Source organism: Mesorhizobium sp. RSR565B (genome assembly GCF_054719465.1).
This window is the reverse complement of record NZ_JBTTIE010000001.1, coordinates 6113381-6136305: the sequence shown is the minus strand read 5'-3', so window position 1 is coordinate 6136305 and position 22925 is coordinate 6113381. Positions and strand designations below refer to the sequence as shown.

Annotated in this window: 19 protein-coding genes and 1 tRNA gene; 11 read left to right on the top strand and 9 right to left on the bottom strand. The window is 63.2% G+C overall.

Annotation, left to right across the window (positions count from 1 at the left end; translation table 11 throughout):
- Positions 1-489 precede the first annotated feature (489 nt).
- The 3 genes from ACYG9R_RS29665 to ACYG9R_RS29655 all read right to left on the bottom strand — a co-directional run bounded on the left by ACYG9R_RS29665 (position 490) and on the right by ACYG9R_RS29655 (position 2294).
- Positions 490-1116 carry a hypothetical protein gene (locus ACYG9R_RS29665; protein ID WP_031199620.1) on the bottom strand — a complete coding sequence of 209 codons (627 nt, stop codon included), beginning with the start codon at positions 1114-1116 and terminating at the stop codon, positions 490-492.
- Positions 1117-1125: 9 nt separating this feature from the next.
- Positions 1126-1199: transfer RNA gene (locus ACYG9R_RS29660), tRNA-Gln, on the bottom strand.
- A gap of 147 nt (positions 1200-1346) precedes the next feature.
- Positions 1347-2294 carry a lysylphosphatidylglycerol synthase domain-containing protein gene (locus tag ACYG9R_RS29655; protein WP_023698055.1) on the bottom strand — a complete coding sequence of 316 codons (948 nt, stop codon included), beginning with the start codon at positions 2292-2294 and terminating at the stop codon, positions 1347-1349.
- 349 nt (positions 2295-2643) lie between these two features.
- On the opposite strand from ACYG9R_RS29655, the gene ACYG9R_RS29650 reads away from it, so the two are divergent.
- Positions 2644-3987 carry a Ppx/GppA phosphatase family protein gene (locus ACYG9R_RS29650; RefSeq protein ID WP_023739293.1) on the top strand — a complete coding sequence of 448 codons (1344 nt, stop codon included), beginning with the start codon at positions 2644-2646 and terminating at the stop codon, positions 3985-3987.
- A gap of 247 nt (positions 3988-4234) precedes the next feature.
- Positions 4235-4945 carry an RlmE family RNA methyltransferase gene (locus ACYG9R_RS29645; RefSeq protein ID WP_023694903.1) on the top strand — a complete coding sequence of 237 codons (711 nt, stop codon included), beginning with the start codon at positions 4235-4237 and terminating at the stop codon, positions 4943-4945.
- 215 nt (positions 4946-5160) lie between these two features.
- On the opposite strand, the gene ACYG9R_RS29640 is transcribed toward ACYG9R_RS29645, so the two are convergent.
- Positions 5161-6582 carry an MFS transporter gene (locus ACYG9R_RS29640; RefSeq protein ID WP_023697478.1) on the bottom strand — a complete coding sequence of 474 codons (1422 nt, stop codon included), beginning with the start codon at positions 6580-6582 and terminating at the stop codon, positions 5161-5163.
- Between the two features lie 243 nt (positions 6583-6825).
- Between ACYG9R_RS29640 and ACYG9R_RS29635 the strand changes: the two genes are divergently transcribed.
- The 6 genes from ACYG9R_RS29635 to ACYG9R_RS29610 all read left to right on the top strand — a co-directional run bounded on the left by ACYG9R_RS29635 (position 6826) and on the right by ACYG9R_RS29610 (position 11365).
- Entirely contained in the window at positions 6826-7071 is a 246-nt protein-coding gene (locus ACYG9R_RS29635) for a type II toxin-antitoxin system Phd/YefM family antitoxin (RefSeq protein ID WP_023673036.1), read from the top strand.
- Positions 7068-7523: a PIN domain-containing protein gene (locus tag ACYG9R_RS29630; protein ID WP_023673035.1), complete on the top strand. Its 456-nt coding sequence runs from the start codon at positions 7068-7070 to the stop codon at positions 7521-7523. Before ACYG9R_RS29635 ends, ACYG9R_RS29630 begins: the two co-directional genes overlap by 4 nt.
- 142 nt (positions 7524-7665) lie before the next feature.
- The gene (guaB, locus tag ACYG9R_RS29625) at positions 7666-9168 is read left to right on the top strand and encodes an IMP dehydrogenase (protein ID WP_023673034.1); all 1503 of its coding nucleotides are present in this window, start codon (positions 7666-7668) and stop codon (positions 9166-9168) included.
- 19 nt (positions 9169-9187) lie between these two features.
- Positions 9188-9757, top strand: a complete 570-nt coding sequence (locus ACYG9R_RS29620) for a hypothetical protein (protein ID WP_023673033.1) — start codon at positions 9188-9190, stop codon at positions 9755-9757.
- 22 nt (positions 9758-9779) lie between these two features.
- Positions 9780-10199: an MAPEG family protein gene (locus ACYG9R_RS29615; protein ID WP_023682427.1), complete on the top strand. Its 420-nt coding sequence runs from the start codon at positions 9780-9782 to the stop codon at positions 10197-10199.
- An 83-nt stretch (positions 10200-10282) separates the two neighbouring features.
- The gene (locus ACYG9R_RS29610) at positions 10283-11365 is read left to right on the top strand and encodes a transposase (RefSeq protein WP_460221803.1); all 1083 of its coding nucleotides are present in this window, start codon (positions 10283-10285) and stop codon (positions 11363-11365) included.
- 229 nt (positions 11366-11594) lie between these two features.
- On the opposite strand, the gene rnd is transcribed toward ACYG9R_RS29610, so the two are convergent.
- From rnd to ACYG9R_RS29595, 3 genes are all read right to left on the bottom strand, one after another.
- Positions 11595-12746 (bottom strand): ribonuclease D, encoded by a 1152-nt coding sequence (gene rnd / locus ACYG9R_RS29605; RefSeq protein ID WP_023682426.1) that lies wholly within the window; start codon positions 12744-12746, stop codon positions 11595-11597.
- Positions 12747-12821: 75 nt separating this feature from the next.
- Complete coding sequence (locus tag ACYG9R_RS29600) at positions 12822-14066, bottom strand: MFS transporter (RefSeq protein WP_023700573.1); 1245 nt, start codon at positions 14064-14066, stop codon at positions 12822-12824.
- Positions 14067-14170: 104 nt separating this feature from the next.
- Positions 14171-15376, bottom strand: a complete 1206-nt coding sequence (locus tag ACYG9R_RS29595; protein WP_023715383.1) for an MFS transporter — start codon at positions 15374-15376, stop codon at positions 14171-14173.
- A 110-nt stretch (positions 15377-15486) separates the two neighbouring features.
- On the opposite strand from ACYG9R_RS29595, the gene ACYG9R_RS29590 reads away from it, so the two are divergent.
- On the top strand, positions 15487-16245 hold the full coding sequence (locus ACYG9R_RS29590) for a DeoR/GlpR family DNA-binding transcription regulator (protein ID WP_023823280.1): 759 nt from the start codon (positions 15487-15489) through the stop codon (positions 16243-16245).
- Here ACYG9R_RS29590 and ACYG9R_RS29585 read toward each other — a convergent pair.
- A complete protein-coding gene (locus ACYG9R_RS29585) occupies positions 16242-16661 on the bottom strand; it encodes a hypothetical protein (protein WP_023823279.1) in 420 nt (139 codons plus the stop codon). The two genes, ACYG9R_RS29590 and ACYG9R_RS29585, sit on opposite strands and share 4 nt — an antisense overlap.
- A gap of 220 nt (positions 16662-16881) precedes the next feature.
- Here ACYG9R_RS29585 and aspS point away from each other — a divergent pair, with 220 nt between their 5' ends.
- A complete protein-coding gene (gene aspS, locus ACYG9R_RS29580) occupies positions 16882-18669 on the top strand; it encodes an aspartate--tRNA ligase (protein ID WP_023823278.1) in 1788 nt (595 codons plus the stop codon).
- Positions 18670-18899: 230 nt separating this feature from the next.
- Here aspS and ACYG9R_RS29575 read toward each other — a convergent pair whose 3' ends face one another.
- A complete protein-coding gene (locus ACYG9R_RS29575; protein ID WP_023697470.1) occupies positions 18900-20090 on the bottom strand; it encodes a hypothetical protein in 1191 nt (396 codons plus the stop codon).
- 404 nt (positions 20091-20494) lie between these two features.
- Here ACYG9R_RS29575 and parC point away from each other — a divergent pair, with 404 nt between their 5' ends.
- Positions 20495-22747, top strand: a complete 2253-nt coding sequence (gene parC, locus ACYG9R_RS29570) for a DNA topoisomerase IV subunit A (RefSeq protein WP_023694915.1) — start codon at positions 20495-20497, stop codon at positions 22745-22747.
- The last annotated feature ends 178 nt before the right edge of the window (positions 22748-22925 follow it).

Genomic DNA, 22925 nt, shown 5'->3' with positions numbered 1-22925 from the left:
TCCTCATCCACAAGGTTAGTCCATTCCACACTGCTCACCAGCCGGGAGAACGTTCTCCGTGAGGATTGTCTACATTAGTTAAATTGTCTACATTAGTTAAAATGCGGATAGATCCGCGTTGGGATGCCGAGGAACCTCGTCAAAGCGCACCGAGGGCAATGCCCACTGCGCTAGGCGAAATAGATCAACAGGGCGAGGAGTCCAAAGACAACGATAAGGCCAACTGGCCAATACCGTACGATCTGATCAGGATATTTCTCGCTCAGGCTAAGCAACCGGTCCTCGTAAGGGAGACGACTAAAGCCTGCCGGGCCGTTCTGTTGCTTGATGTCCCGGAGGATGCGGCGCGATTCCCTGATATCTCTGTCCTCTCGTTCGGCCATTGCATAAGTCCTCCCTGCCGGGACCGATCTTAGCTTGTTTACGTGAAGTGCCCAACAGCGTCGACCGGATCGCACGCCAGCGGCGCATGACATCATTGGAACCCAATCAATTCTCGGGCGGCGCCTCATCTTGCCAGCCGGCCAGCTCCGGCAGGTCGTCCAGCCAGCTTTTCTCCGTCATCAAGATTTCGCCGGCCTGTGGTGCCGCCTCAGTGGCGTTTTGAATAAGCCAGCCCATCCACTTTCGATAAGCGGCTGGGGCCAGTTCGGGCGGCAGCACCTTGGCTTTGGCCAGCATGCGTTTACGGAAGCTGAGCTGCCTGCGCAGTTTGGTCGTCGTGAATTTTATCGCCTTGCCCTGGTATTCCACCGTCCAGCGCCCATCGCCGTGGCTGGTCAGCCTGTCGATGGCAAAACCGGCATCGACCGGCCTGTCCCGCCAGGGAAGCTCGATGGCGTTCCGCCTCAGATCGAGAGCCCATCGCCGGTAGTCGGCCCCGGTACGCTGCGGCGGCAGCACGCCAGCCTGTTCGAGGATTTTCCTGCGAAAGGTCGGCTGCTTCTTGATCTGGCCGGTCGTCAGTTCGATGCGGTGCCTACGCAATTCGACATGCCAGCGGATCCTGCCGTTGCCGACATACTTGACTAACCTGTCGATGACGAACGCGTCCTCGGTAAGCGTCACGCATCCCTGGCTGATGCGTTCGAGGATGTACTGGCTGTCAGTGGGCATGACGTGCCTTGGCTGGGGAACCTGGATTCGAACCAGGACTAACGGAGTCAGAGTCCGTGGGTCTACCGTTAACCTATTCCCCAGCAGGCGCTGTCGCGCTGGTGGGCCGCCGAAGCAGCCGCGCGTGCCTTGTAGCCGCCGCCGGAAAATAGTCAAGCCTAAGCTGCGTTTCAATCACAGCGTTTCATAGGGGCAATTACGCCGGGGTGGCGCGCCGCACCCAATGATCCTCAACTCTCCGTCCGGCTGTATTGCGAGTGCTCGAAGAACAGCACCACGCCGAGCGCGATCAGCAGCGGGATGATCAGGTAGAACAGCCGGAACACCAGAAGTGCCGCCAGCACGCCGACCGGGTCCATATCAGACAGGCCGGCGAGGAACACGACCTCGAACACGCCGAGCCCGCCCGGCGCGTGCGAGATCTGCGCAACCGAGAACGACACCAGGAACACGCCGAGGATGACGAAATAGCCGGGATTGCCGGCAACGGGCAGGGCAAAGAAGATGATCGCCGCCGCCGCCAGAAGCTCGATCGGGCCGATCAGCAATTGCCGCGCCACGATCGGCAGCGCCGGATAGTGCAGCTGGAAGCCGGCGATTTTCAGCGGCTTCAGATGCAGCCAGCTGCCGAAGATGTAGGCGCCGACCAGGATCAGCAAAGCGATGCCGGCGGCGATCGCCAACCCGTGGTGCGGGGCGCCGGAAAAGCGGTCGATGATTTGTGGCTCGAAAACCAGCACCAGGCCGCCGACCAGAATGCTGGAGAGCACAAAGGTGATCCAGCAGATTGCCACCAGAATGCCGACGTCCTGGCCGGTCAGCCCCCTGGTGCCGTAGGCGCGGTAGCGGATCACGGCGCCCGAAAACACCGAGCCGCCGATATTGTGCGACAGCGCGTAGGTGGTGAAGGAGCAGAAGGTGACGAACAGCCACGACACCTTCTTGCCGATATGTAGAAGGGCAATGTGGTCGTAGCCGGCAAGCGAGGCGTAGGCGACCACCGAGCTCAGCGCCGCAAGCATCCAGCCGCGCGTCGGGATGGCGGATATGCCGTCCCAGACATCGTCGATCGAGATGCCGCGCAGTTCATGCCACAGCAACAACAGCGACCCGATGACCGCCGCGACACCGATGACCGGCCACAGATAGCGCTTCCAATTCGTGGCCCCCCAATTCATGCAGTTGTCGTCATGTGTTGCTGCCCATCGCCCAGGCGGGCGTTAAAACGTCCGCGATTCACCAATTCCCCCTCATTTCAGAAATGCCTCATTGAAGCCGGCTATTCAACCGGCAAGGGTGAGCAGCCGGTTCGCCAACGGCGAATTCGCCGTGCCAGTGGCAAGATGAAAGGCTAGCGAACGCCGGGACGCTGCAAAGCAGCGGGGATCTGGCAGGACGCAGCCGGCAAAATTTGAGTCCTTGCTCTTGGTGATCCGGTCCGGCGCTGCTACTCTGGCGGCAACTTAAAAGATTGAAGCGCCTGCTGCGTCCGGTTTACCGGTTCGCGCGGCGCCGGAAGGAACTGAAGTGGAAGACCACGACACCGGCGCTGGCGCGCCGGAAGTGGGCGTGTCCAGGGCTTCGCCGCCATCAGGCGGGCCAAGCCCATCCGCCGGGCGGCCCCGCCAGGCGGGGCCCCAGTCCGGCAACGGACAGGCCGGCGACGCCCAGCATCAGCGCGGCAAGGCGAGAAAGCGGCGCAAGCGCCGGCGTGGGCGCAAGGTTTTTGCGCGCGACGACAGCCCTCTCGCAACGGCCGCGGCGGTCGGTGCGCCGGCCTCCGTCGGCCCGGCCGCTCCAGCGCCCGTGCCTTTGCCCTCGGCCCCACAACCCCGACCGGAACAGCCCATGCATCGGCCGCCGATGCAGGAACTGCCGGTGTTTGCCGCGCTCGATCTCGGCACCAACAATTGCCGGCTTTTGGTCGCGGTGCCGCAGCGCCATGGCCAGTTCCGCGTCATCGACGCCTTCTCGCGCATCGTCAGGCTGGGCGAGGGGCTGACGGCGAATGGGCACCTGAGCCAGGCGGCGATGGACCGCGCCGTCGAGGCGCTTAAAATCTGCGGTGACAAATTGCGCAACCGCAAGATCCGCAAGGCCCGGCTGATCGCCACCGAGGCTTGCCGCACCGCCGATAATGGCGTCGAATTCCTGCAGCGCGTCGAACGAGAGGCGGGGTTGAAGTTGGAAATCATCGATCGCCAGACCGAGGCGCGGCTTGCTGTATCCGGCTGCGGCTCGCTGGTCGAGCGCGACACGCAAGGCGTGGTGCTGTTCGACATTGGCGGCGGCTCGTCCGAAATCGCGCTGATCGACCTCACCGGCCAGCGCTCGCCGCGGCTTGCCAACCACATCGTGTCGTGGACGTCGCTGCCGGTCGGCGTTGTCTCGCTGGCCGAGCGCTTTGGCGGCCGCACGGTGACGCGCGAGATCTTTGCCGCCATGGTCGATGATGTCGCGGTGCGGCTAAAGTCCTTCGACGGCCGCGACCGGCTGAGCCATGTGCTGGCCAGTCCGAAATTCCATCTGCTGGGCACATCCGGCACGGTGACGACGCTGGCCGGCGTCCATCTCGATCTCGAACGCTACGACCGCCGCCGCGTCGATGGGCTGTGGATGGACCGCGACAGCGTCGACCGCATGGTCGAAAAACTGGTTGGCTGGGATTTCCAGCAGCGCTGCGCCAACCCGTGCATCGGCGCCGACCGTGCCGACCTGGTGCTGGCCGGCTGTGCTATCCTGGAAGCCATCCGTGCGGTGTGGCCGTCGGAGCGGCTGCGCGTCGCCGACCGGGGCTTACGCGAAGGCATTTTGAGCGAGCTGATGGCTGATGACGGCGTCTGGCGCAACAGTGGGCGGGGCCGAGCATGATCCGCATCGCTTTGGTGAACGGTCGACCCCCACTCCGTCGAGCTTCGCTCGACACCTCTCCCCCGATCGACGGGGTAGAGGAAGGGCGCGAACTTATGCAGACCGGCGCCTTTCCTCTCCGTCCGGAGGGGGGAGAGGTGGCGCCGCGAAGCGGCGACGGAGTGGGGGAAGCCCTTCGCGAAACGCGAAGCCGCCGAAAAACGGCGGCAACTCGGCCAGCGCAAAAGCTCAAACAAGAAATAACGTCATGACCAAGAAGCCGGAAAAGCCGGGCTCCGCCAGCATTCGCGTCCTCAAAACACGAATCAAGAAGAAGTCGGGCCTCAAAGAATCGTCGCGCCGCTGGCTGCAGCGCCACATCAACGATCCCTATGTCCAGAGGTCAAAAGCCGACGGCTACCGGTCGCGCGCGGCCTACAAGCTGATCGAGATCGATGACAAGCATCATCTGCTGAAACCCGGCATGAAGGTCATCGATCTCGGTGCGGCCCCCGGCGGCTGGTGCCAGGTGGCGGCCGCGAGGACGAAATCGACGGCTGATAATCCACATGTCATCGGCATCGACTATCTCGAAATGGATGCGGTGCCGGGTGCGCCGGTGCTGCTGATGGATTTCCTCGACCCGGAAGCGCCGCAAAAGCTCGCCGAGGCGCTGGGCGGCGACCCCGATATCGTGTTGTCCGACATGGCCGCGCCGACCACCGGCCACAAGCGAACCGACCACATCCGCACCATGCATCTGTGCGAGGTGGCCGCCGATTTCGCGCTGTCGGTGCTGAAGCCGGGCGGGCACTTTTTGGCCAAGACGTTTCAAGGCGGCGCCGAAAACGAGCTGCTGTCGATGCTCAAGAAGAACTTCCGCTCAGTGCACCACGTGAAGCCGCCGGCGTCGCGGGATGAGTCGGTGGAACTGTATTTGCTGGCGAAGGATTTTAAGGGCAGAGACGGCACGGCGTGAAAGGCGCTTCGTAGCGTTCCGTCCCTCTGTCCTGCCGGACATCTCCCCCGGAAGGGGGGAGATTGGCAGCTGCGACCGCCTCGCCATTCCTTCAAAGTTGCAAGATTGGCGAAAGCCGCGTGATATCCGATCTCCCCCCTTGCGGGGGAGATGGCCGGCAGGCCAGAGGGGGGTGTGAAGGATCGCCGACGTCGACGATTTTCGTCGCGCCGCCCCTACTTCCCAGCCGTGCTCACCGGCTCCAGTGTCTTCGGCGTCGTCATCCGGCCATGACCCGATACGGCGTTGCCGGCGTCCGGCGCCAGCCGCATGAACGATACCGACGCCGCCGCTGACACTGCCGCCACGATGAAGAAGGCAATGTGGAAATCGCCGAGCATCAGCGGGCCGCCATGGATCGAGGTAGACACTTCCAGAATGCCGCCGGCCAGCGCCACGCCGAGTGCGATCGACAGCTGCTGGAACACCGCCGTGATCGGCGTTGCCTTGCTGGTGTCCTCGGCCGACACTTCGGCGTAGGAGAGCGCATTGACGCCGGTGAAGAACATCGAGCGGATAAAGCCGCCGACCAGCAATATCGCCAGCATCAGTGCGTAAGGCGTCTCCGGCGTGAACAGGCCGTATATGGCGATCGTTGCCGCGGCGATCAGTGAGCCCCAGATCAGCACCCGGCGGAAGCCGGCAAGCCGGAAGATCAGCGCGGTGACGAACTTCATGCCAATGGCGCCGATGGCCGAGACGAAGGTGATCATGCCCGACTGGAACGGCGTCAGCCCGAAGCCGATCTGAAACATCAGGGGCAACAGGAACGGCACCGCGCCGATGCCGATGCGAAACAGCGAGCCGCCGAGCACCGAGGAGCGGAACACCTGGTTGCGGAACAGTTCCAGCGCCAGCAGGGGATTCTTGGCGCGCCGCGCATGCAGCAGATAGAGCACGCCGGAAATCAGCCCGACCGCCACGGTGATGAGGCCGGTCGCCGGCGGCAGATAGGGCAGGCTGACCACCGACAGGCCGAAGACGACGCCGGAGGCCGCCAGCCCGCTCAGCACGAAACCGACGAAATCGAGCGGCGGCGTCTCCATCGAGTCGGTTTGCGGCAGGAAGCGCGTCGCCAGCCAGATGCCGATCAGGCCGATCGGCACGTTGATCAGAAAGATCCAGTGCCAGGTGAAATAGGTGGTGATGAAGCCGCCGATCGGTGGTCCCACAAGCGGGCCGACCAGCGCCGGCACCGTCAGCCACGACATGGCAGCAACCAGCTCGCTCTTCGGCGTCGCGCGCACCAGGACCAGCCGGCCGACCGGCGTCATCATGGCGCCGCCTATGCCTTGCAGGAAGCGCGAGACGACGAAGGCCGGCAGTGAATTGGAGATGGCGCAGCAGACCGAGCCGACGATGAACACGCCGATCGCGGCGCGAAAAATGGTCTTGGCGCCAAACCGGTCGGCCATCCAGCCGCTGATCGGAATGAAGATGGCCAGCGCCACCAGATAGGCGGTCAGCGCCAGCTTGAGCGCGATCGGGCTGGTGTGGATGTCGACGGCGATCGCCGGCAGCGATGTCGCAATGACGGTCGAATCCATGTTCTCCATGAACAAGGCGACCGCCAGAATGAGCGGAATGATGCGGTTCAACGAACGCGTCCGAACTGGTCTAAATGTGCCTGCCGGCCAATCCAAACAATGAAAAGGCGGGCAAGCCGATACAAACGGGCGGTTATCACGCCTCAGGCGCGATGTCGCATTAATTTGCTGTCACTTTTGTGCGACCGTGGGCGGACAAGAGCCGTCGCTGCGTTTCGCCACATTGAATGAACTTGCGAAAATTGACCGGGTTCACTATGCTGTAGTGAATATAACTACTATATGGACAATGCCATGGAAGAAGCCGTTTCCGCAGCCGACGCCAACCGCAAATTCTCGCTCCTCCTGCGCGGTGTCCGCGAAGGACAGAGCTATGTCGTGACCAGCCATGGGCGCCCCGTGGCGCGGATCGTGCCTGCAGGGCAGCCCGACCCTGCGGCGTCTCGTTCGCGCACAGCGCTGCTGTCGCGCCTCGAACGCCAGCCTGTTGTAGAAGCCGGGCGCTGGAGCCGCGACGAGCTTTACGAGGACGAGCGGTGAAGGTCGCGCTCGATACCAACATCCTTGTTTATGCCGAGGGGATCAACGGAGCCGAGAAGCGCGACATCGTTTTCGGCCTGCTGCACGACATTGCGCAAGAGGCAGCCGTCATTCCAGTCCAAGTGCTCGGCGAATTGTTCACCGTTCTCACACGCAAGGCCGGACGATCACGTGCACAAGCGCGCGACGCCCTGTTGAGCTGGCGCGACGCGTTTCCGGTTGTCGGCACGACGCCGGAGGTGATGACGGTCGCGGCTGATCTTGCGACCGATCACCATTTCGGCATCTGGGATGCGACCATCCTGTCTGTTGCCTCGCAAACCGGTTGCCGGCTGCTGCTGTCGGAAGATCTGCAGGACGGCTTCACCTGGGGCGGCGTAACGGTCGTCAATCCTTTCGCGTCACCGCGCCATGTCTTGCTCGATGCCCTGTTGGGCAAGTCCGCCGAATAGGCCACGACCGGCTTTTCAACCACGCCGCGACGTGTTACCAGCCAGCGCCAATCCTGAAAGGGAAGAAACGAGTCGGCGCTGTCCATTTCGGTCCAGCGCTTTTTTGTATTCTCCCGGCGCTTTTCGTATCCGAGGACTGGCCATGGCAAAAATCATCGAAACGTCCACCGGCGCGCTGGCGCTGACCTTTGACGACGTGCTGTTGCAGCCCGGTCATTCCGAGGTCATGCCCGGTGAGACCGACATCCGCACCCGCATCGCCACCGACATCGACCTCAACGTGCCGATCCTGTCGGCCGCCATGGACACCGTCACCGAGGCGAGGCTTGCCATCGCCATGGCGCAGGCCGGCGGCATCGGCGTCATCCACCGCAATTTCTCGCCGGCCGAACAGGCCGAGCAGGTGCGTCAGGTCAAGAAGTTCGAATCGGGCATGGTCATCAATCCGGTCACCATCGGCCCCGACGCCACCCTGGCCGACGCGCTGGCGCTGATGCGCACCTATTCCATCTCGGGCATTCCGGTGGTCGAGAATGGCGGCACCGGCGGCCAGAAGATCGGCCGCCTCGTCGGCATCCTGACCAACCGCGACGTGCGCTTCGCCTCCGATCCGGGGCAGAAAGTCTACGAATTGATGACCCGTGAGAACCTGATCACGGTCAAGGAGAATGTCGACCAGGACGAGGCCAAGCGGCTGCTGCATCAGCACCGCATCGAAAAGCTCGTCGTCGTGGACAAGTCCGGCAATTGCGTCGGCCTGATCACCGTCAAGGACATCGAGAAGTCGCAGCTCAACCCGCACGCCACCAAGGATGCGCAGGGGCGCCTGCGGGCGGCGGCAGCCACCAGCGTCGGCGATGACGGCTTCGAGCGCGCCGAGCGGTTGATCGATGCCGGTGTCGACCTCCTGGTCATCGACACCGCGCATGGCCATTCGCAGCGCGTGCTCGATGCGGTGACGCGGGCCAAGAAGCTTTCCAATTCCGTCCGCATCCTGGCCGGCAACGTCGCCACCGCCGAAGGCACGCAGGCGCTGATCGACGCCGGCGCCGATGCCGTCAAGGTCGGCATCGGCCCGGGCTCGATCTGCACCACGCGCATCGTCGCCGGCGTCGGCGTGCCGCAGCTTTCGGCGATCATGTCGGCGGTCGAGACGGCGCATAGATCAGGCGTGTCGGTCGTCGCCGACGGCGGCATCAAATATTCGGGTGACCTGGCCAAGGCGCTTGCCGCCGGCGCCAGTGCGGCCATGATCGGTTCGCTGCTGGCCGGCACCGATGAAAGCCCGGGCGAGGTCTATCTGCATCAGGGCCGCTCCTTCAAGGCCTATCGCGGCATGGGCTCTGTCGGCGCCATGGCGCGCGGCTCGGCCGATCGCTACTTCCAGGCCGAGGTTCGCGACACGCTGAAACTGGTCCCGGAAGGCATTGAAGGGCAGGTGCCCTACAAGGGACCTGTGTCTGGCGTGCTGCACCAGCTTGCGGGCGGGCTAAAAGCCGCTATGGGTTATGTCGGTGGCCGCGACCTTGCCGATTTTCGCGAACGCGCCACCTTTGTGCGCATATCCAACGCCGGACTTCGTGAAAGCCACGCCCATGACGTCACGATTACCCGCGAAAGCCCGAACTATCCTGGCGGAGCCTGACCGGCAGCCAGAGCGGTACATGCTCTGGCGCCACCAGGCGACGATCGTGCTGCGGCTGGCGCGCCATGCCGGCGCGCTGTGCTTTGCCGCCGCGGCGGTTTTCATCATCATGACGCTGCTGGAATTCTTCTATTTCCGCCGGCTGAGCGGTGGCCTGCCGTCGCTCGACGTGCGCCTTGGCGGGTTCACGCCCGACGAGGGCATGGCCTGGCTGACGGCACTCGGCCGGCGCGGCAGCGAGATCATCCTGGTCTGGCACTATTTGACTTTCGACCTTCTCTTCCCGGCGCTGCTGTCGCTGACCATGGTCAGCCTGATCCTGGCAACCGGGCGGCGGCTGAAGAGTTTTCGTGCCATGCCGGTGCAGCTTCAGGCACTGTTCGCGCTGGTCATCGTGCTGCCCTACACGTGCGCCGACTACGCCCAGAACATTGCGGTGGCGCGGCTTCTGTCCGATGCGCTGTCGGCCAACCCGGATTCTCTGTCTTTCGCCTCGTCGCTGATCGTCACCAAATTCGCGCTGCTGGCGATCCCCGTCATCGTCATCGCGTTTTTGATCCTTGCCGCCCAGCGGCGTCCACAGGCATGAACGACAGAGCAGGGGCAACGCCATGAGCCAGACCGCGATTTTCTGGCCGATGCTGGCGCAGGTGTTCCTCGTCTATATCGTCTATGTCGTGATGGGCCGGCGCCGCTACGGCGCGGTCAAATCGGGCGAGGCCAAGGTCGGTCAATACAAGGTGCGCACGACCGAGCCCGGGTCGAGCGTCACGGTTGCCAACAATCTCATCAACCAGTTCGAACTGCCGGTGCTGTTCTATGTGCTGTGCCTGGCGCTGCACGCGACCAATGGCGTCAATTATCTGACCCTGGCCTTGATGTGGATTTTCGTGATTTCCCGCTATGGCCACGCCTGGGTCCACCTCACCAGCAACAATCTGCGGTTTCGCAGCCGCGCCTTCTACGTCGGCGCGATCATTCTCTTGCTGGCATGGATCTGGTTCGCGCTGCACCTGCTCGGAGCGGTGTAGGGCAGTTGTTTACCCTCCCCCTTGTGGGCATAGGCGCTAAGATAGGTATTGCCTTGCGGAATCGGGTGTGATTCTACGCTGCGATGACACACGAATCGCTTGTTGATGACGGCTGGGCCGAGACGATTGAGCTTCTGGGCGGCGAAGAGTTGATCGCAGGAAGTGCCCGCGAGACGAAGGCGTTCCTGCGCCCGCGCGGCGTCAGGTCGGCGAGCGACCTGTTGCGCCTGACACTGGCTTACTGCCTTGGCAAGGTTGGCATGCGGGGCGTCGTGGCCTGGGCGGCGGCGAGCGGGATTGCCGACATTTCGGACGTGGCGTTGCTCGGCCGGCTGCGCAATGCAGGACCATGGCTGCAGCAGTTGATTGGGCACCTTTTGAAGCGCGAGGATGCAGGTTTGGCCAAAGGCCGGCTGATCCGCATCCTCGATGCGACAGCGGTTGCCAAGGCCGGTGCGTATGAGAAGAAGAACAATGGTCTTTGGCGCATGCACTGCGCCTTCGAGCTTGAGCGCGAGCAGTTCGACTTCCTCGAGATCACCGACCAGAGCGAGGCCGAGTTGATCGACCGCGTGCCGGTGGTGGCGGGCGAGATCCGCATCGGTGACCGCGCCTATCTGCAGGCCGAGCGGATCGCCAAGGTGATGGCGCAAGGCGGCGATGTTGTTGTGCGCGCGTCGTGGAAAAACGCGCGATGGCTCGACGCCAACGGCAGGGCGTTCGATCTCATCGGCTACCTGGAGAGCTGCCGGGAGGAAGTCTGCGAAACGCCTGCCCGGCTGGCACTCAAGAAGGGCGAGCCTGTGAAGATGCGCCTGATCGCCTTGCGCAAATCCGAGGCCGCGGCACAAGAAGCGCGGCGCAAAATCAACAAGGAAGCCAGGGCCAAGGGCAACAAGGTTCAACCGCAGACGCTGATTGCGGCCGGCTTCGTCCTGCTTGTGACCTCGCTTGACCGGGAGGAGTTTCCCGCCGATACGGTCCTCAAGCTCTACCGCATGCGCTGGCGCATCGAACTCGCCTTCAAGCGCCTGAAGAGCCTGATCGGGCTGCGCTCTCCTCCCGCCAAAGACCCAAGGATCGCAAGGTCTTGGATCCTTGCACACTTCCTCATCGCGCTTGTGACCGAACCCCTCTCGCAGGAGTTGGGTGTCTCTCCCCCTTGAGCGACGGGCGCCCGCTACTGTGGCGCGCCACCCGCCAGATCGTCGCCTCTCTGATCGCGACCATCTTTACTCAACCTTCCTTGGCGGCCCTGCGCCAAAATCTCCATGCCTTGCGATATCGCTGGCGCGAACCACCACGAAAGCGCAAATTTCAGTCCATGCCAAAGCTATCTTAGCGCCTATGCCCTTGTGGGGGGGGTCGCTCCGCGCAGCGGAGCGGGGTGGGGGTCTACAAATCGAACACCGCGATCTTGCGCTTGTCGAACTTGATGCCGATTTCGCCGCGCACCAGCTTCAGTGCGGCTTCGCCGAACACGGCGCGTCGCCAGCCCTGCAGGGCCGGCACGTCGGCATCCTCGCCCTCGGCGGCGATGCGGTCGATGTCGTCGCTGGACGCCAGCACTTTCGAGGCGACGCCTTCCTTCTCGGCGACGATCCGCAACAGAACCTTCAGCAGCTCGGAGGCGGCATTGGAGCCCTCGGGCGGCTGAAAGCTCTTGGGCAGCTTCGGCATCTCTTCGCGGGGCAAAGCGAGCGCCGTGTTGACCGCGCCGAGCAATGCGGTAGCCGTCGACGAACGCTCCCAGCCTTTCGGCGTCGTGCGCAGCTTGCCAAGGGCTGCCGCATCGCGCGGCGCCTGCTGGGCGACCTCGTATATGGCGTCGTCCTTGAGCACCCGGCCGCGCGGCACGTCACGCTCGCGCGCCTCGCGTTCGCGCCATGCCGCCACCGTCTGCACGATCGCCAGCTCCTGCGGCTTGCGCAGCCGCATCTTCAGCCGCTTCCAAGCGTCTTCGGGGTGCGGATCGTAGGTCTCGCGCGAAGTCAGCACCTCCATTTCCTCGTTTAGCCAATGGGCGCGGTTTTCCCGCTCCAGTTCGGCGCTGAGATGCTTGTAGACGTCGATCAGATGGGTGACGTCGGCCAAGGCATAGTCGAGTTGCTTGTCCGACAGCGGCCGGTGGCGCCAGTCGGTGAAACGCGAGGATTTGTCGAGCCGTGCGCCGGTGATGCGCTGCACCAGCTGATCGTAGGAGACGCTGTCGCCGAAGCCGCAGACCATGGCCGCGACCTGGGTGTCGAACACCGGATGGGGCACCAGATCGCCGAGATGGACGATGATTTCAATGTCCTGGCGCGCGGCATGGAAAACCTTGACCACCGCCTCATTGGCCATCAGCCGGAAGAACGGGGCGAGGTTGATGTCGGGCGCCAGCGGGTCGATCAGCGCGGTGACGCCGGGCGCCGCCATCTGGATCAGGCACAGAATCGGCCAGAATGTCGTTTCGCGGATGAATTCGGTGTCGACGGTGACGAAATCCGACTTTTCAAAAGCGGCGAGAACGGACTCGAGCTCATTTTGGGTGGTGATGACGTGCATCAAATCGCTTTTTAGTAACGGGTAAGGTTCTCTTTCAATTTCAGCCATGGGCGCTTTCGTCAAGCCGCCCTTCGGTCAAGTATCGGCCGATCCGTCGGAATCGCCATTTCTGCGCGCCAGCCGCGCGAAGACGGTTGATGTGCGCAGCAGCGCCGTGAAGCGGCTGCGCTTGCCCGCCGGCACGCTGCCGCGCACCTGCATGCGGTAGAGAATGACGGCGATGAGGGTGGCGTAGACGACTGCGCTGAAGACAAACAGGGCGCCCGGTCCGAAATGTTGCATCACTGCGGACGCCGCGAAGGGGCCACCAATGGCGCCGAAGGAATAGAACAGCATCAAGGCGGCGTTGATCAGCACGAACTCGCCCTTGTCGGCGCGGTCGTTGGAATGCGCCGCCGATAGCGAATAGAGCGGCATGGCGAAGCTGCCGAAGATGAAGACGATGATCAAATTGAGGGTCGGATCGGCGCCGGCGACGAAGACCAGCGCCAGCGCCGCGAACATGGCGCCGCATGTCGTGGCCAAAAGCACCGCGCGCCGATCCCAGCGGTCGGAGAGGTAGCCCAGCGGATACTGGATGAGGGCGCCGCCGAAGATGCCGACGCTGACGAAGGTGACGACATCGGCCACCGACATGCCGATCTGCTCGGCATAGACCGGCGACAGCGTGCGGAACGCGCTGTTGGTGACGCCGACGCAGATGCAGCCGAAGCAGCCGAGCGGCGAAATCCGCCAGACGCGGGCGAGATCGAGCTTGACGTCTTCCGGCGGCGTCGGGTTGGAGCGGTCGCCGAGCGACACCGGAACCAGCGACAGCGTGATCATCATCGACATGATGGCGAAGATGGCAAAGCCGCCGGGGCCGAAGATCGGGATCAGGAACTGCGCGCCGGTCACCGAGCCGATATCGACCATGCGGTAGATGGCCAGCACGCGCGCACGATCCTTGTTTTCGACGCCGGAGTTCAGCCAGGCTTCCATGACGGTGAACAGGCCGGCAAAGCAGAAACCGCCGGTAAAGCGCACCGCGCACCACATCACCGGATCGATGATCAGCACCAGGAGCAGAGTACTGGCCGCGGCGATGGCGGCGAGCGCTGAAAACGTCCGGACATGGCCGACTGCCTTGAGGATGCGGGTGACTGCGAGGCAACCAAGCAGGAAGCCGGCGAAATAGAACGTGCCCATCAGGCCGATGTCGGAGGCCGAAAACCCTTCCTGCGCGCCGCGCAACGCGATCAGCGTGCCCTGCAGCCCGTTGCCGCCAAGCAGGATGCCGGCGGCGATGAGGAGCGGGATCAGCGGGCGGATGGAGGACATACGGAACCGTTGCTTAGGTGGCTCCACAGTTCTGAACCATCGGTGTGGCCAATGCCAGTGGCTTGTCCCGCCGCCAACAGGTGTGTGGCTTCAAGTGCGGCCGTTCAAGCTCCGTCGGCCCTCGCCAAAGCTTCGCTCGCCGGCGCAGGCTTGCCCCGGGACGCCCTTCGGCCAAGCGAGCCGGCAGTCAGCAGGCTGAGGATGATGAAGGGGATGCCGATACCGAAGGCCGAGCGAATGCCCCAATGGTCGGAGACGAAGCCGAGCAATGGCGGGCCGAGCAGGAAGGCGACGAAGGAGATCTGCGACAGCGCCGCGACATTGATTGCCGCGGAGCGGTCCGTGCGTTGGGCCGCCGCCGAGATCGCCAGCGGAAAGATCGCGCTGCTGCCGATGCCAAGTAGCGCAAAGCCCAGCATCGATACGAGCGGGGCAGGCGAGAAGAAGACGAGCAGCACGCCGACCGCCATCGTCGCCAGCAGCACCCGCGCCACGACGCTCGGCGAGTGGCGGTCGACAAAGGAGTCGGCAAAGAAGCGCGTGCTCGCTTGCGAGAATGCAAACAGCGCCACGGTGAAGCCGGCGACGAAAGGGCCCGCATCGAACACGGTGCGCATGTAGATTGCCGACCAGTCGATGCTGGCGCCTTCCATCAGCATCGCCGACAGTGTCACCGCGACGAGGACGAGGATCGGCAGCGTCGGCCGCGCCAGCGTTGGCGCCGTCTCGTCATTGCCGGCGAAGCGGCTCGGCGCCGGTTCGTAACCGCCGAGAAACAGCGCGATTCCTGTCGCCACCATCGGTACGACAATCGCCAGGTGCAGTTGCGGCGAAATGCCGAGATGCGCAAGCGCGGCGCCGAACAGGCCGGCGCCGAAAAAGCCGATGCTCCAGAACGAATGCGCCCGGTTCATGATCCGGCGCTTGAGCAGGAATTCGGTTCTGTCGGCCTCGACATTGAGAATGATCTCGACGCTGCCGATCATCAGGCCGACCGGAAACAGCATCAGGAACAGCGCAAGCGGCCCAGGCGCATGCACGGCAATGGCAAAGACAACCGACAAGAGCGGCACCAGCCCGAGCAGCGCGCGGCGGAAGCCGACGCGCTCCAGGATCGGCGCCGCCAGCGTCAGCGCGGTCAAGGTGCCGATCGGCGTCCCGATCAGGCTGAGCCCGAGCGTGCCGTCTCCTATGCCCATGGCATGCTTGATGTCGGGCAGCCGCGGGAAGATTTGGCCCATGGCGAACGAATAGATCGCAAAGCCGGCGTAGACCCGGTGTTGCGGAGCGAGGCGGAGGCCAAAGGTCATGACGATGCTTTCGGGGAAGAGAGTCGACGGTTGTCACTGATTGATATGCTTACATCTTGCACAAACATGCAAATCGTGCAAGAACGTGCATGAAAAAACAGGATCATGCAATGCTGACCGATCAGCGGCATCAAATCATTCGCGATCGCCTCGCCGTCGAGGGAAGGGTGCTGGCCGGCGAGCTGGCAAGCCGCTTCGGCGTTTCGGAGGACACGGTTCGCCGCGACCTCAGGGAACTCGCCAAGGCCGGGCAATGCCGCCGCGTCTATGGCGGTGCGGTCGCGCCCGCACCCTTCGCATCGACACCAGTCGGCCTGCGCGCCGGCCATGCGGTCGAAGAAAAGACGCGGCTGGCCCGCGCGACCGTGGCATTGCTTTCGGGCGGACAGACCCTGTTCATCGACAGCGGCTCGACCAATGCCGCGATCGCCGGGGCCATTTCGCGCGACCTCGAACTGACCGTCGCCACCAATTCCCTCGAAATCGCCTCTGTCCTGTCAGACCACGCTTTGGTCGAACTGATTGTGCTGGGCGGCCGGTTCGACCGCCACCTCGGCGCCTGCGTCGGCGCCGACACGCTTGCCGCCGTCGCGCAACTTGGCGCGGATCTGTTTGTTCTCGGCTCCTGCGGCCTCGATGCGTCGCGCGGCGTCACGGCCTTCGATTCGGCTGAGGCCGAGGTAAAGCGGGCCATGGCCAAGAACAGCGCAGGCATCGTCATCGCTGTAACCAACGACAAGCTAGCCACAGCCGCACCCTACCGGGTCGCCAGGCCAGAGGCGATCCGCCACCTCGTGGTCGAAAAGACCGCGCCGGCCGCGATCCTCGCGGATTTCGAACGCCAGGGCGCCGAAATCCATTTGGCTTAAACGGAGCTCGGCGCGCGGGCAGTCCGGGACGCAGCATGGGCGACGAACACTTCGACATCTTCCTTTGAATAACCGAGAAGGGCTCCTTCAAGCCTCGCCAGATCATTCGATGTGAAGATGTTGAAGGCCTCTCCGCTGCGGCACATCCGGGAGATCAACAAGCTCAGTTTGCAGCGCCATTCCTCTGTCGGCAGGCAGTAGCGGCGATCTTCCACGGACGTTTCTGGATCAAAGTGGGTGAACTTCAGGATGCGGCCTTGGTCGACAAACGGTGCAAAGCCCGCATCGCCAATATCTTCGGCGTCCACACCCGGCTCCGTCCCGAACAGGGCCATTGGCTTGTCGCCCTGAAGCATCAGTTCCAACTCGCGGCCATTGTGTGGCCCGACGCCCGGTGGAACTGTACGTTTTGGCATAAAGCATCTCCAGATTGCTTGAGGACGGCACTGTTGCGGGGAACACTTCTGGCGGCAAGCGCCAAGCCTGGCAAAGACTTCATGCTGACTAGCGGATAGAGAGACGACCCAAACCCGACTCGCCTTGACAAATCAGGCCTCCCATGCGCTTTTCGCGCAAATTTTGGACCGGGCTTTGAGCTCGGCCCACAACCCAGCACCCCGGACTTTTGACATGACAATGCATCGTTACCGCAGCCACACCTGTGCCCAGTTGAGAAAGAGCGATGTCGGCTCTTCCGTCCGCCTGTCGGGCTGGGTGCATCGCGTGCGTGACCATGGCGGCCTGCTGTTCATCGATCTGCGTGACCATTACGGCTTGACCCAGATCGTCGCCGATCCGGATTCGCCCGCCTTCAAGGTCGCCGAGACGCTGCGTGGCGAATGGGTGATCCGCGTCGACGGCGAGGTCAAGGCGCGCCTGCCGGACACCACCAACGCCAACTTGCCGACCGGCGAGATCGAAATCTTTGCCCGCGAGGTCGAGGTGCTGTCGGCAGCCAAGGAATTGCCGCTGCCGGTGTTCGGCGAGCCGGACTATCCCGAAGACATCCGCCTGAAGTATCGCTTCCTCGACCTGCGCCGCGAGACGCTGCACAGGAACATCGTGGCGCGCACCAAGATCATCGCTGAGATGCGCAAGCGCATGACCGATGTCGGCTTCACCGAGTTCTCGACGCCGATCCTGACGGCTTCCTCGCCGGAAGGCGCACGCGACTTCCTGGTGCCGTCGCGCATCCATCCCGGCACCTTCTACGCGCTGCCGCAGGCGCCGCAGCAGTACAAGCAGCTGATCATGGTTTCGGGCTTCGACCGCTATTTCCAGATCGCGCCCTGCTTCCGCGACGAGGACCCGCGCGCCGACCGCCTGCCCGGCGAATTCTACCAGCTCGACCTCGAGATGAGCTTCGTCGAGCAGGACGACGTGCTGTCGACCATGGAACCGGTGATGCGGGGCGTCTTCGAGACTTTCGCCAACGGCAAGCCGGTGACGCAGACATTCCAGCGCATCCCTTACGATGTCGCGATGCGCAAATACGGCTCCGACAAGCCGGACCTGCGCAACCCTATCGAGATGCAGGCCGTCTCCGACCATTTCCACGATTCCGGCTTCAAGGTCTTCGCCAACATCCTGGCCAACGATCCGAAGGCCGAAGTGTGGGGCATTCCGGCCAAGACCGGCGGCAGCCGCGCCTTCTGCGACCGCATGAACTCGTGGGCGCAGGGCGAGGGCCAGCCGGGACTGGGTTACATCTTCTGGCGCAAGGAAGGCGACAAGCTTGAAGGCGCCGGTCCGCTGGCCAAGAACATCGGCGAGGAGCGCACCGAGGCGATCCGCCAGCAGCTCGGCCTTGCCGATGGCGACGCCGCCTTCTTCGTCGCCGGCGATCCGAAGAAGTTCGTCGCCTTCGCCGGTGCCGCGCGTACGCGTGCCGGCGAAGAACTGAACCTTGTCGACCGCGAGCGCTTCGAATTGTGCTGGATCGTCGACTTCCCGTTCTTCGAATGGAGCGAGGAGGAGAAGAAGATCGACTTCGCCCACAACCCGTTCTCGATGCCGCAAGGCGGTATCGACGCGCTCAACGGCGACGACCTGCTCGGCATCAAGGCCTTCCAGTACGACATGGTCTGCAACGGCTTCGAGATCGCCTCTGGCGGTATCCGCAACCATTTACCGGAAACCATGGTCAAGGCGTTCGAGACGGTCGGGCTGGACCGCGCCACGGTCGAGGAGCGCTTCGGCGGCCTCTACCGCGCCTTCCAGTATGGCGCGCCGCCGCATGGCGGCATGGCGGCCGGTGTCGACCGCGTGGTCATGCTGCTGGTCGGGGCCAAGAACCTGCGCGAGATCACCATGTTCCCGATGAACCAGCAGGCCTACGATTTGTTGATGAACGCGCCTTCGGAAGCCTCGCCGCAGCAGTTGCGTGATCTGTCGCTGCGTGTCGCGGCAGTGAAGAAGGACTGACGGCAGCGTTGCAGCTGCCCTTTCTCCCCGTCTCTATACGGGGAGAAATGTCCGGCAGGACAATGAGGGGTAGCACGCATGCAGGCGATTGGCGAACGGCCTTAGCAGTTGGCGCCTTCTGACAATCGGTTCAGCATCGAACTACAATTTGCAGGCGTTGGCGCCGCCCCTCATCTGCCTGCCAGCACCTTCTCCCCGTATAGTGACGGGGAGAAGGGAGCGAACTTCGATCAGTCTTCGTTGGCCTTGACGTGGACGCCCAGCGTCTTGGTCAGGTCGGCCGGGTTGGACATGGCGCCGGCCATGATCAGCGCGAACGGCACCGCTGCCGGCGGCTCGGCCGAAATCTCGAGGCTCTTCGGATCGTCGAGGTACTTGCTCACCGCGGCCGTCACTTCGGCGGTCAGTTCGGGATTGTTGAGCTGCGCCATGCCGAACGGCACGATCGCCTTGGCCTGGTTGGCGATGTCCTTGCCCGACATGCCCTGCTGCTTGCCGACATACTCAAGCACTTTGCCGGTGAGCGAATCGTCATCGAAGCGGATCGAGGCGCTGTTGAAGGAGAGCTGCTGCAACAGGCCGAGCAGGGCCATGCCTTGCGCCGAATTGTCGGCGCCTTCGGGCTGCGCCGCCATCTTCTTCTGCATCTCCTGCAGCGACTTGACGAAGTCGACCGTGTAGCCGCCGAGGCCGAAGGTCATGCCGAGCGTGCCGGCATTCTCGACCGAGATGTCGTATTTCGACAGGTCCATCTTGCCGTCGCTCGGCTGCCAGGTGCCGCCGATTTCGATATTGCCCGAGATGTTCTGGTAGCCGAGGGCCTCGATGGCTTCCTTGGATTTCGCATCGTCGACCAGGGTCAGGTCGGCGTTGAACTTTTCCGTGGTGGCGGAAAACTCCATCGCCTTGCCGTCGGCCGGCGGCGTGATCTGGACAGCAAGCCCATCCACCGAGAAGGCGGTCTTGTCGGCAACCTTGACCGTCAGGTTTTCGAGTTCGGCCGACTTGTAGATCATCATCGAGCCGAGCGGGCCTGTAGCGCCCTCAGCCGGGATGTTGGCGTCGTGGATGACGAAGGGGGTGAGGTTGAGCGTGACGCCGTCCTTGCTGTGCTCGAAGGCCGAAGTCGTGATGGTCGCGACATCGAAGCCGCCATTGGCTTCGGTCACGCCCTCGAGCTTGACGTCGCCGATCGGCAGCGCCTCCTTTTCGGCCGCCGGTTTGACCGACACGCCCTGCAGCACCATGCTGGAATTGTCGCCGGTAACGCCGGTCCAGGTGATATCGACGCCCTGGACGGCAAGTGCGGCCTTCAGTCGGTCGGCAACCGCCGTGTCTTGCGCAAAGGCGGCATTCAGCGGCAGCGTCAGCAAAAAGGTCGAAAAAGCAAGTTTCTTGAGTGTCGAACGTTGGATTGTCATCGCGAGTTCCCTGAGAGAGTCCTGAAAAAGTGTTTTCTCAATTCTACGCCATCACCATTCCGTGACGAACTGGACGGGAAAAAGGCGCTTTCCCGCAGAGTTGTCGAAAATCACGGCGAAAGGCAAATCGGAGCGGGAGCCTTCGCCCGATGCGGTGAATATGTCATGAAGGTCGGGCTCCCCTGCGTACCGTCTCCTGCCTTAGAGAGGGCGTGTAACAGATTGATGTTGGTTGGCAACAGCACTGCTACCGTTGCTGTTGCACAGGGACGGCAAGGGGGAACATGAAGTCCGTCACATCCATTGTCGGACCTTGAGCCGCCCTCGTAAGCCCAAAGGCTGCAAAGTGCGGATTTCCGCAGCCCCGCCTTGCCGCGAATCACCCGCTCGGCTAGTCCAGCCGTATGGGAAAAAGGATTTTGCCGCCTGAAAATGGCGGCGGTGACCACATCGAACCGGTCGATCTGAAGAAGGCGCTGGAAGAGCGCTATCTCGCCTATGCGCTCTCGACCATCATGCACCGGGCGCTGCCTGACGTGCGCGACGGGCTGAAGCCTGTGCATCGCCGCATCATGCATGCCATGCGGCTGCTCAGGCTCAACCCCGACCAGGGCTTTGCCAAATGCGCCCGCATCGTCGGCGACGTGATGGGCAAGTTCCATCCGCATGGCGACCAGTCGATCTACGACGCGCTGGTGCGCCTGGCGCAGGATTTCTCCATGCGCTATCCCCTCGTCGACGGGCAGGGCAATTTCGGCAATATCGACGGCGATAACGCCGCCGCCATGCGCTATACCGAGGCGCGCATGACCGAGGTGGCGAGCGATTTGCTTGCCGGCATCACCGAGGACGCCGTCGATTTCCGGCCAACCTACAATGAGGAGGACGAGGAGCCCGTAGTGCTTCCCGGCGCCTTCCCGAATCTGCTCGCCAACGGTTCCTCCGGCATTGCGGTCGGCATGGCCACGTCCATCCCGCCGCACAATGCCGCCGAGCTTTGCAACGCGGCGCTGCAGTTGATCGAGCAGCCGGACGCGCCCGTGACAAAGCTGATGGAGTTCGTCCAGGGGCCGGATTTCCCGACCGGCGGCATCATCGTCGACAGCCGCGCATCCATCCTGGAGGCCTATGAGACCGGCCGCGGCGGTTTTCGCGTGCGCGCCAAATGGGGCCAGGAGGATCAGGGCAGGGGCACCTGGAGCATCGTCGTCACTGAAATCCCCTACGGCATCCAGAAGGCCAGGCTGATCGAAAAGATCGCCGAGCTTTTGATCGCGCGCAAATTGCCGCTGCTCGAGGATGTCAGGGATGAAAGCGCCGAGGACGTCCGCATTGTGCTCGTGCCGAAGAGCCGTTCGGTCGATCCCGGCATTCTGATGGAATCGCTGTTCAAGCTGACCGAACTTGAAAGCCGGTTTCCCCTCAACATGAACGTTTTGTCGCGCGGCAAGGTGCCTAACGTCCTGTCGCTGAAGGGCGTGCTGAAGGAGTGGCTCGACCATCGGCGCGATGTGCTGATCCGCCGCTCGAAGCATCGGCTTGGCGAGATCGAGAAGCGGCTGGAAATCCTTGCCGGCTACCTGATCGCCTATCTCAACATCGACGAGGTCATCAGGATCATCCGCGAGGAGGATGAGCCCAAGCAGGTGATGATGGCCCGTTGGTCGCTCACCGACACCCAGGCCGAAGCCATCCTCAACATGCGGCTGCGGGCCCTGCGCAAGCTGGAAGAGTTCGAGATCCGCAAGGAGTTCGACGGTCTCACCACCGAGAAGAAGCAGATCGAGGCATTGCTCGCATCCGACGCCAAGCAATGGTCGACGATCAAATGGGAAGTCACGCAGGTTCGCGACAAGTTCGGCCCCGAGACCGAACTCGGCAAGCGCCGCACCCAGTTCGCCGACGCGCCGGAGCATGATCTGACCGACATTGCGCACGCCATGATCGAGCGCGAGCCGGTCACCGTGGTGGTCTCGGAAAAGGGCTGGCTGCGGGCGATGAAAGGCCATCTGGCCGACCATTCCACGCTCACCTTCAAGGAAGGCGACAGCCTCAAGCTCGCCTTCCATGCCCAGACCACCGACAAGATCCTGGTCTTCACCACCGGCGGCAAATTCTACACCATCGGCGCCGACCGGCTGCCGGGCGGCCGCGGCCATGGCGAACCGATCCGCATCATCGTCGACATGGACAACGACCAGGACATCGTCACCGCCTTTGTCCACGACCCCAAGCGCAAGCTGCTGCTCGTCTCCTACGATGCCAATGGTTTCGTCGTGCCGGAGGAGGAGGTCGTCGCCAACACCCGAAAGGGCAAGCAGGTGATGAACGTCAAGGCGCCCGACGAGGCCAAGGCCTGCGTCCCGGTGTCAGGCGATCATCTCGCAATTGTCGGCGAGAACCGCAAGATGCTGGTGTTTGCGCTCTCCGAAATTCCCGAGATGGGCCGCGGCAAGGGCGTTCGCCTGCAGAAATACAAGGATGGCGGTCTGCTCGACCTGAAACCCTTCACGCTGGCGAGCGGCCTGTCCTGGCAGGATTCCGCCGACCGCACCTTCGTCAGGTCGCGCGAGGAACTGGCGGAATGGATCGGCGCGAGAGCGTCGGCCGGACGGATGGTGCCGAAGGGGTTTCCGCGGACGGGGAAATTTGGTTGAAGCTGCTGATCTCCCCCCAAGTGGGGGAGATGGCCGGCAGGCCAGAGGGGGGCGCTGTCCCGCCAGCGCATCAAATGGTCATGGCTCGCCACTCGGTCGCAACTCTTGGGTCTTCAATGTCGGGTGCCAGGCTGGCGATCCTTCGCGCCCCCCTCTGTCCTGCCGGACATCTCCCCCA

Bases quoted from the DNA above. Each gene is read 5' to 3' on its own strand.
- aspS (WP_023823278.1), top strand. From the start codon at position 16,882: ATGCATCGTTACCGCAGCCACACCTGTGCCCAGTTGAGAAAGAGCGAT.
- ACYG9R_RS29655 (WP_023698055.1), bottom strand. From the start codon at position 2,294: ATGAATTGGGGGGCCACGAATTGGAAGCGCTATCTGTGGCCGGTCATC.
- parC (WP_023694915.1), top strand. From the start codon at position 20,495: ATGGGAAAAAGGATTTTGCCGCCTGAAAATGGCGGCGGTGACCACATC.
- ACYG9R_RS29585 (WP_023823279.1), bottom strand. From the start codon at position 16,661: ATGCCAAAACGTACAGTTCCACCGGGCGTCGGGCCACACAATGGCCGC.
- ACYG9R_RS29665 (WP_031199620.1), bottom strand. From the start codon at position 1,116: ATGCCCACTGACAGCCAGTACATCCTCGAACGCATCAGCCAGGGATGC.
- ACYG9R_RS29610 (WP_460221803.1), top strand. From the start codon at position 10,283: ATGACACACGAATCGCTTGTTGATGACGGCTGGGCCGAGACGATTGAG.
- ACYG9R_RS29615 (WP_023682427.1), top strand. From the start codon at position 9,780: ATGAGCCAGACCGCGATTTTCTGGCCGATGCTGGCGCAGGTGTTCCTC.
- ACYG9R_RS29600 (WP_023700573.1), bottom strand. From the start codon at position 14,066: ATGTCCTCCATCCGCCCGCTGATCCCGCTCCTCATCGCCGCCGGCATC.
- guaB (WP_023673034.1), top strand. From the start codon at position 7,666: ATGGCAAAAATCATCGAAACGTCCACCGGCGCGCTGGCGCTGACCTTT.
- ACYG9R_RS29645 (WP_023694903.1), top strand. From the start codon at position 4,235: ATGACCAAGAAGCCGGAAAAGCCGGGCTCCGCCAGCATTCGCGTCCTC.
- ACYG9R_RS29590 (WP_023823280.1), top strand. From the start codon at position 15,487: ATGCTGACCGATCAGCGGCATCAAATCATTCGCGATCGCCTCGCCGTC.
- ACYG9R_RS29635 (WP_023673036.1), top strand. From the start codon at position 6,826: ATGGAAGAAGCCGTTTCCGCAGCCGACGCCAACCGCAAATTCTCGCTC.
- ACYG9R_RS29595 (WP_023715383.1), bottom strand. From the start codon at position 15,376: ATGACCTTTGGCCTCCGCCTCGCTCCGCAACACCGGGTCTACGCCGGC.
- rnd (WP_023682426.1), bottom strand. From the start codon at position 12,746: ATGCACGTCATCACCACCCAAAATGAGCTCGAGTCCGTTCTCGCCGCT.
- ACYG9R_RS29575 (WP_023697470.1), bottom strand. From the start codon at position 20,090: ATGACAATCCAACGTTCGACACTCAAGAAACTTGCTTTTTCGACCTTT.
- ACYG9R_RS29620 (WP_023673033.1), top strand. From the start codon at position 9,188: ATGCTCTGGCGCCACCAGGCGACGATCGTGCTGCGGCTGGCGCGCCAT.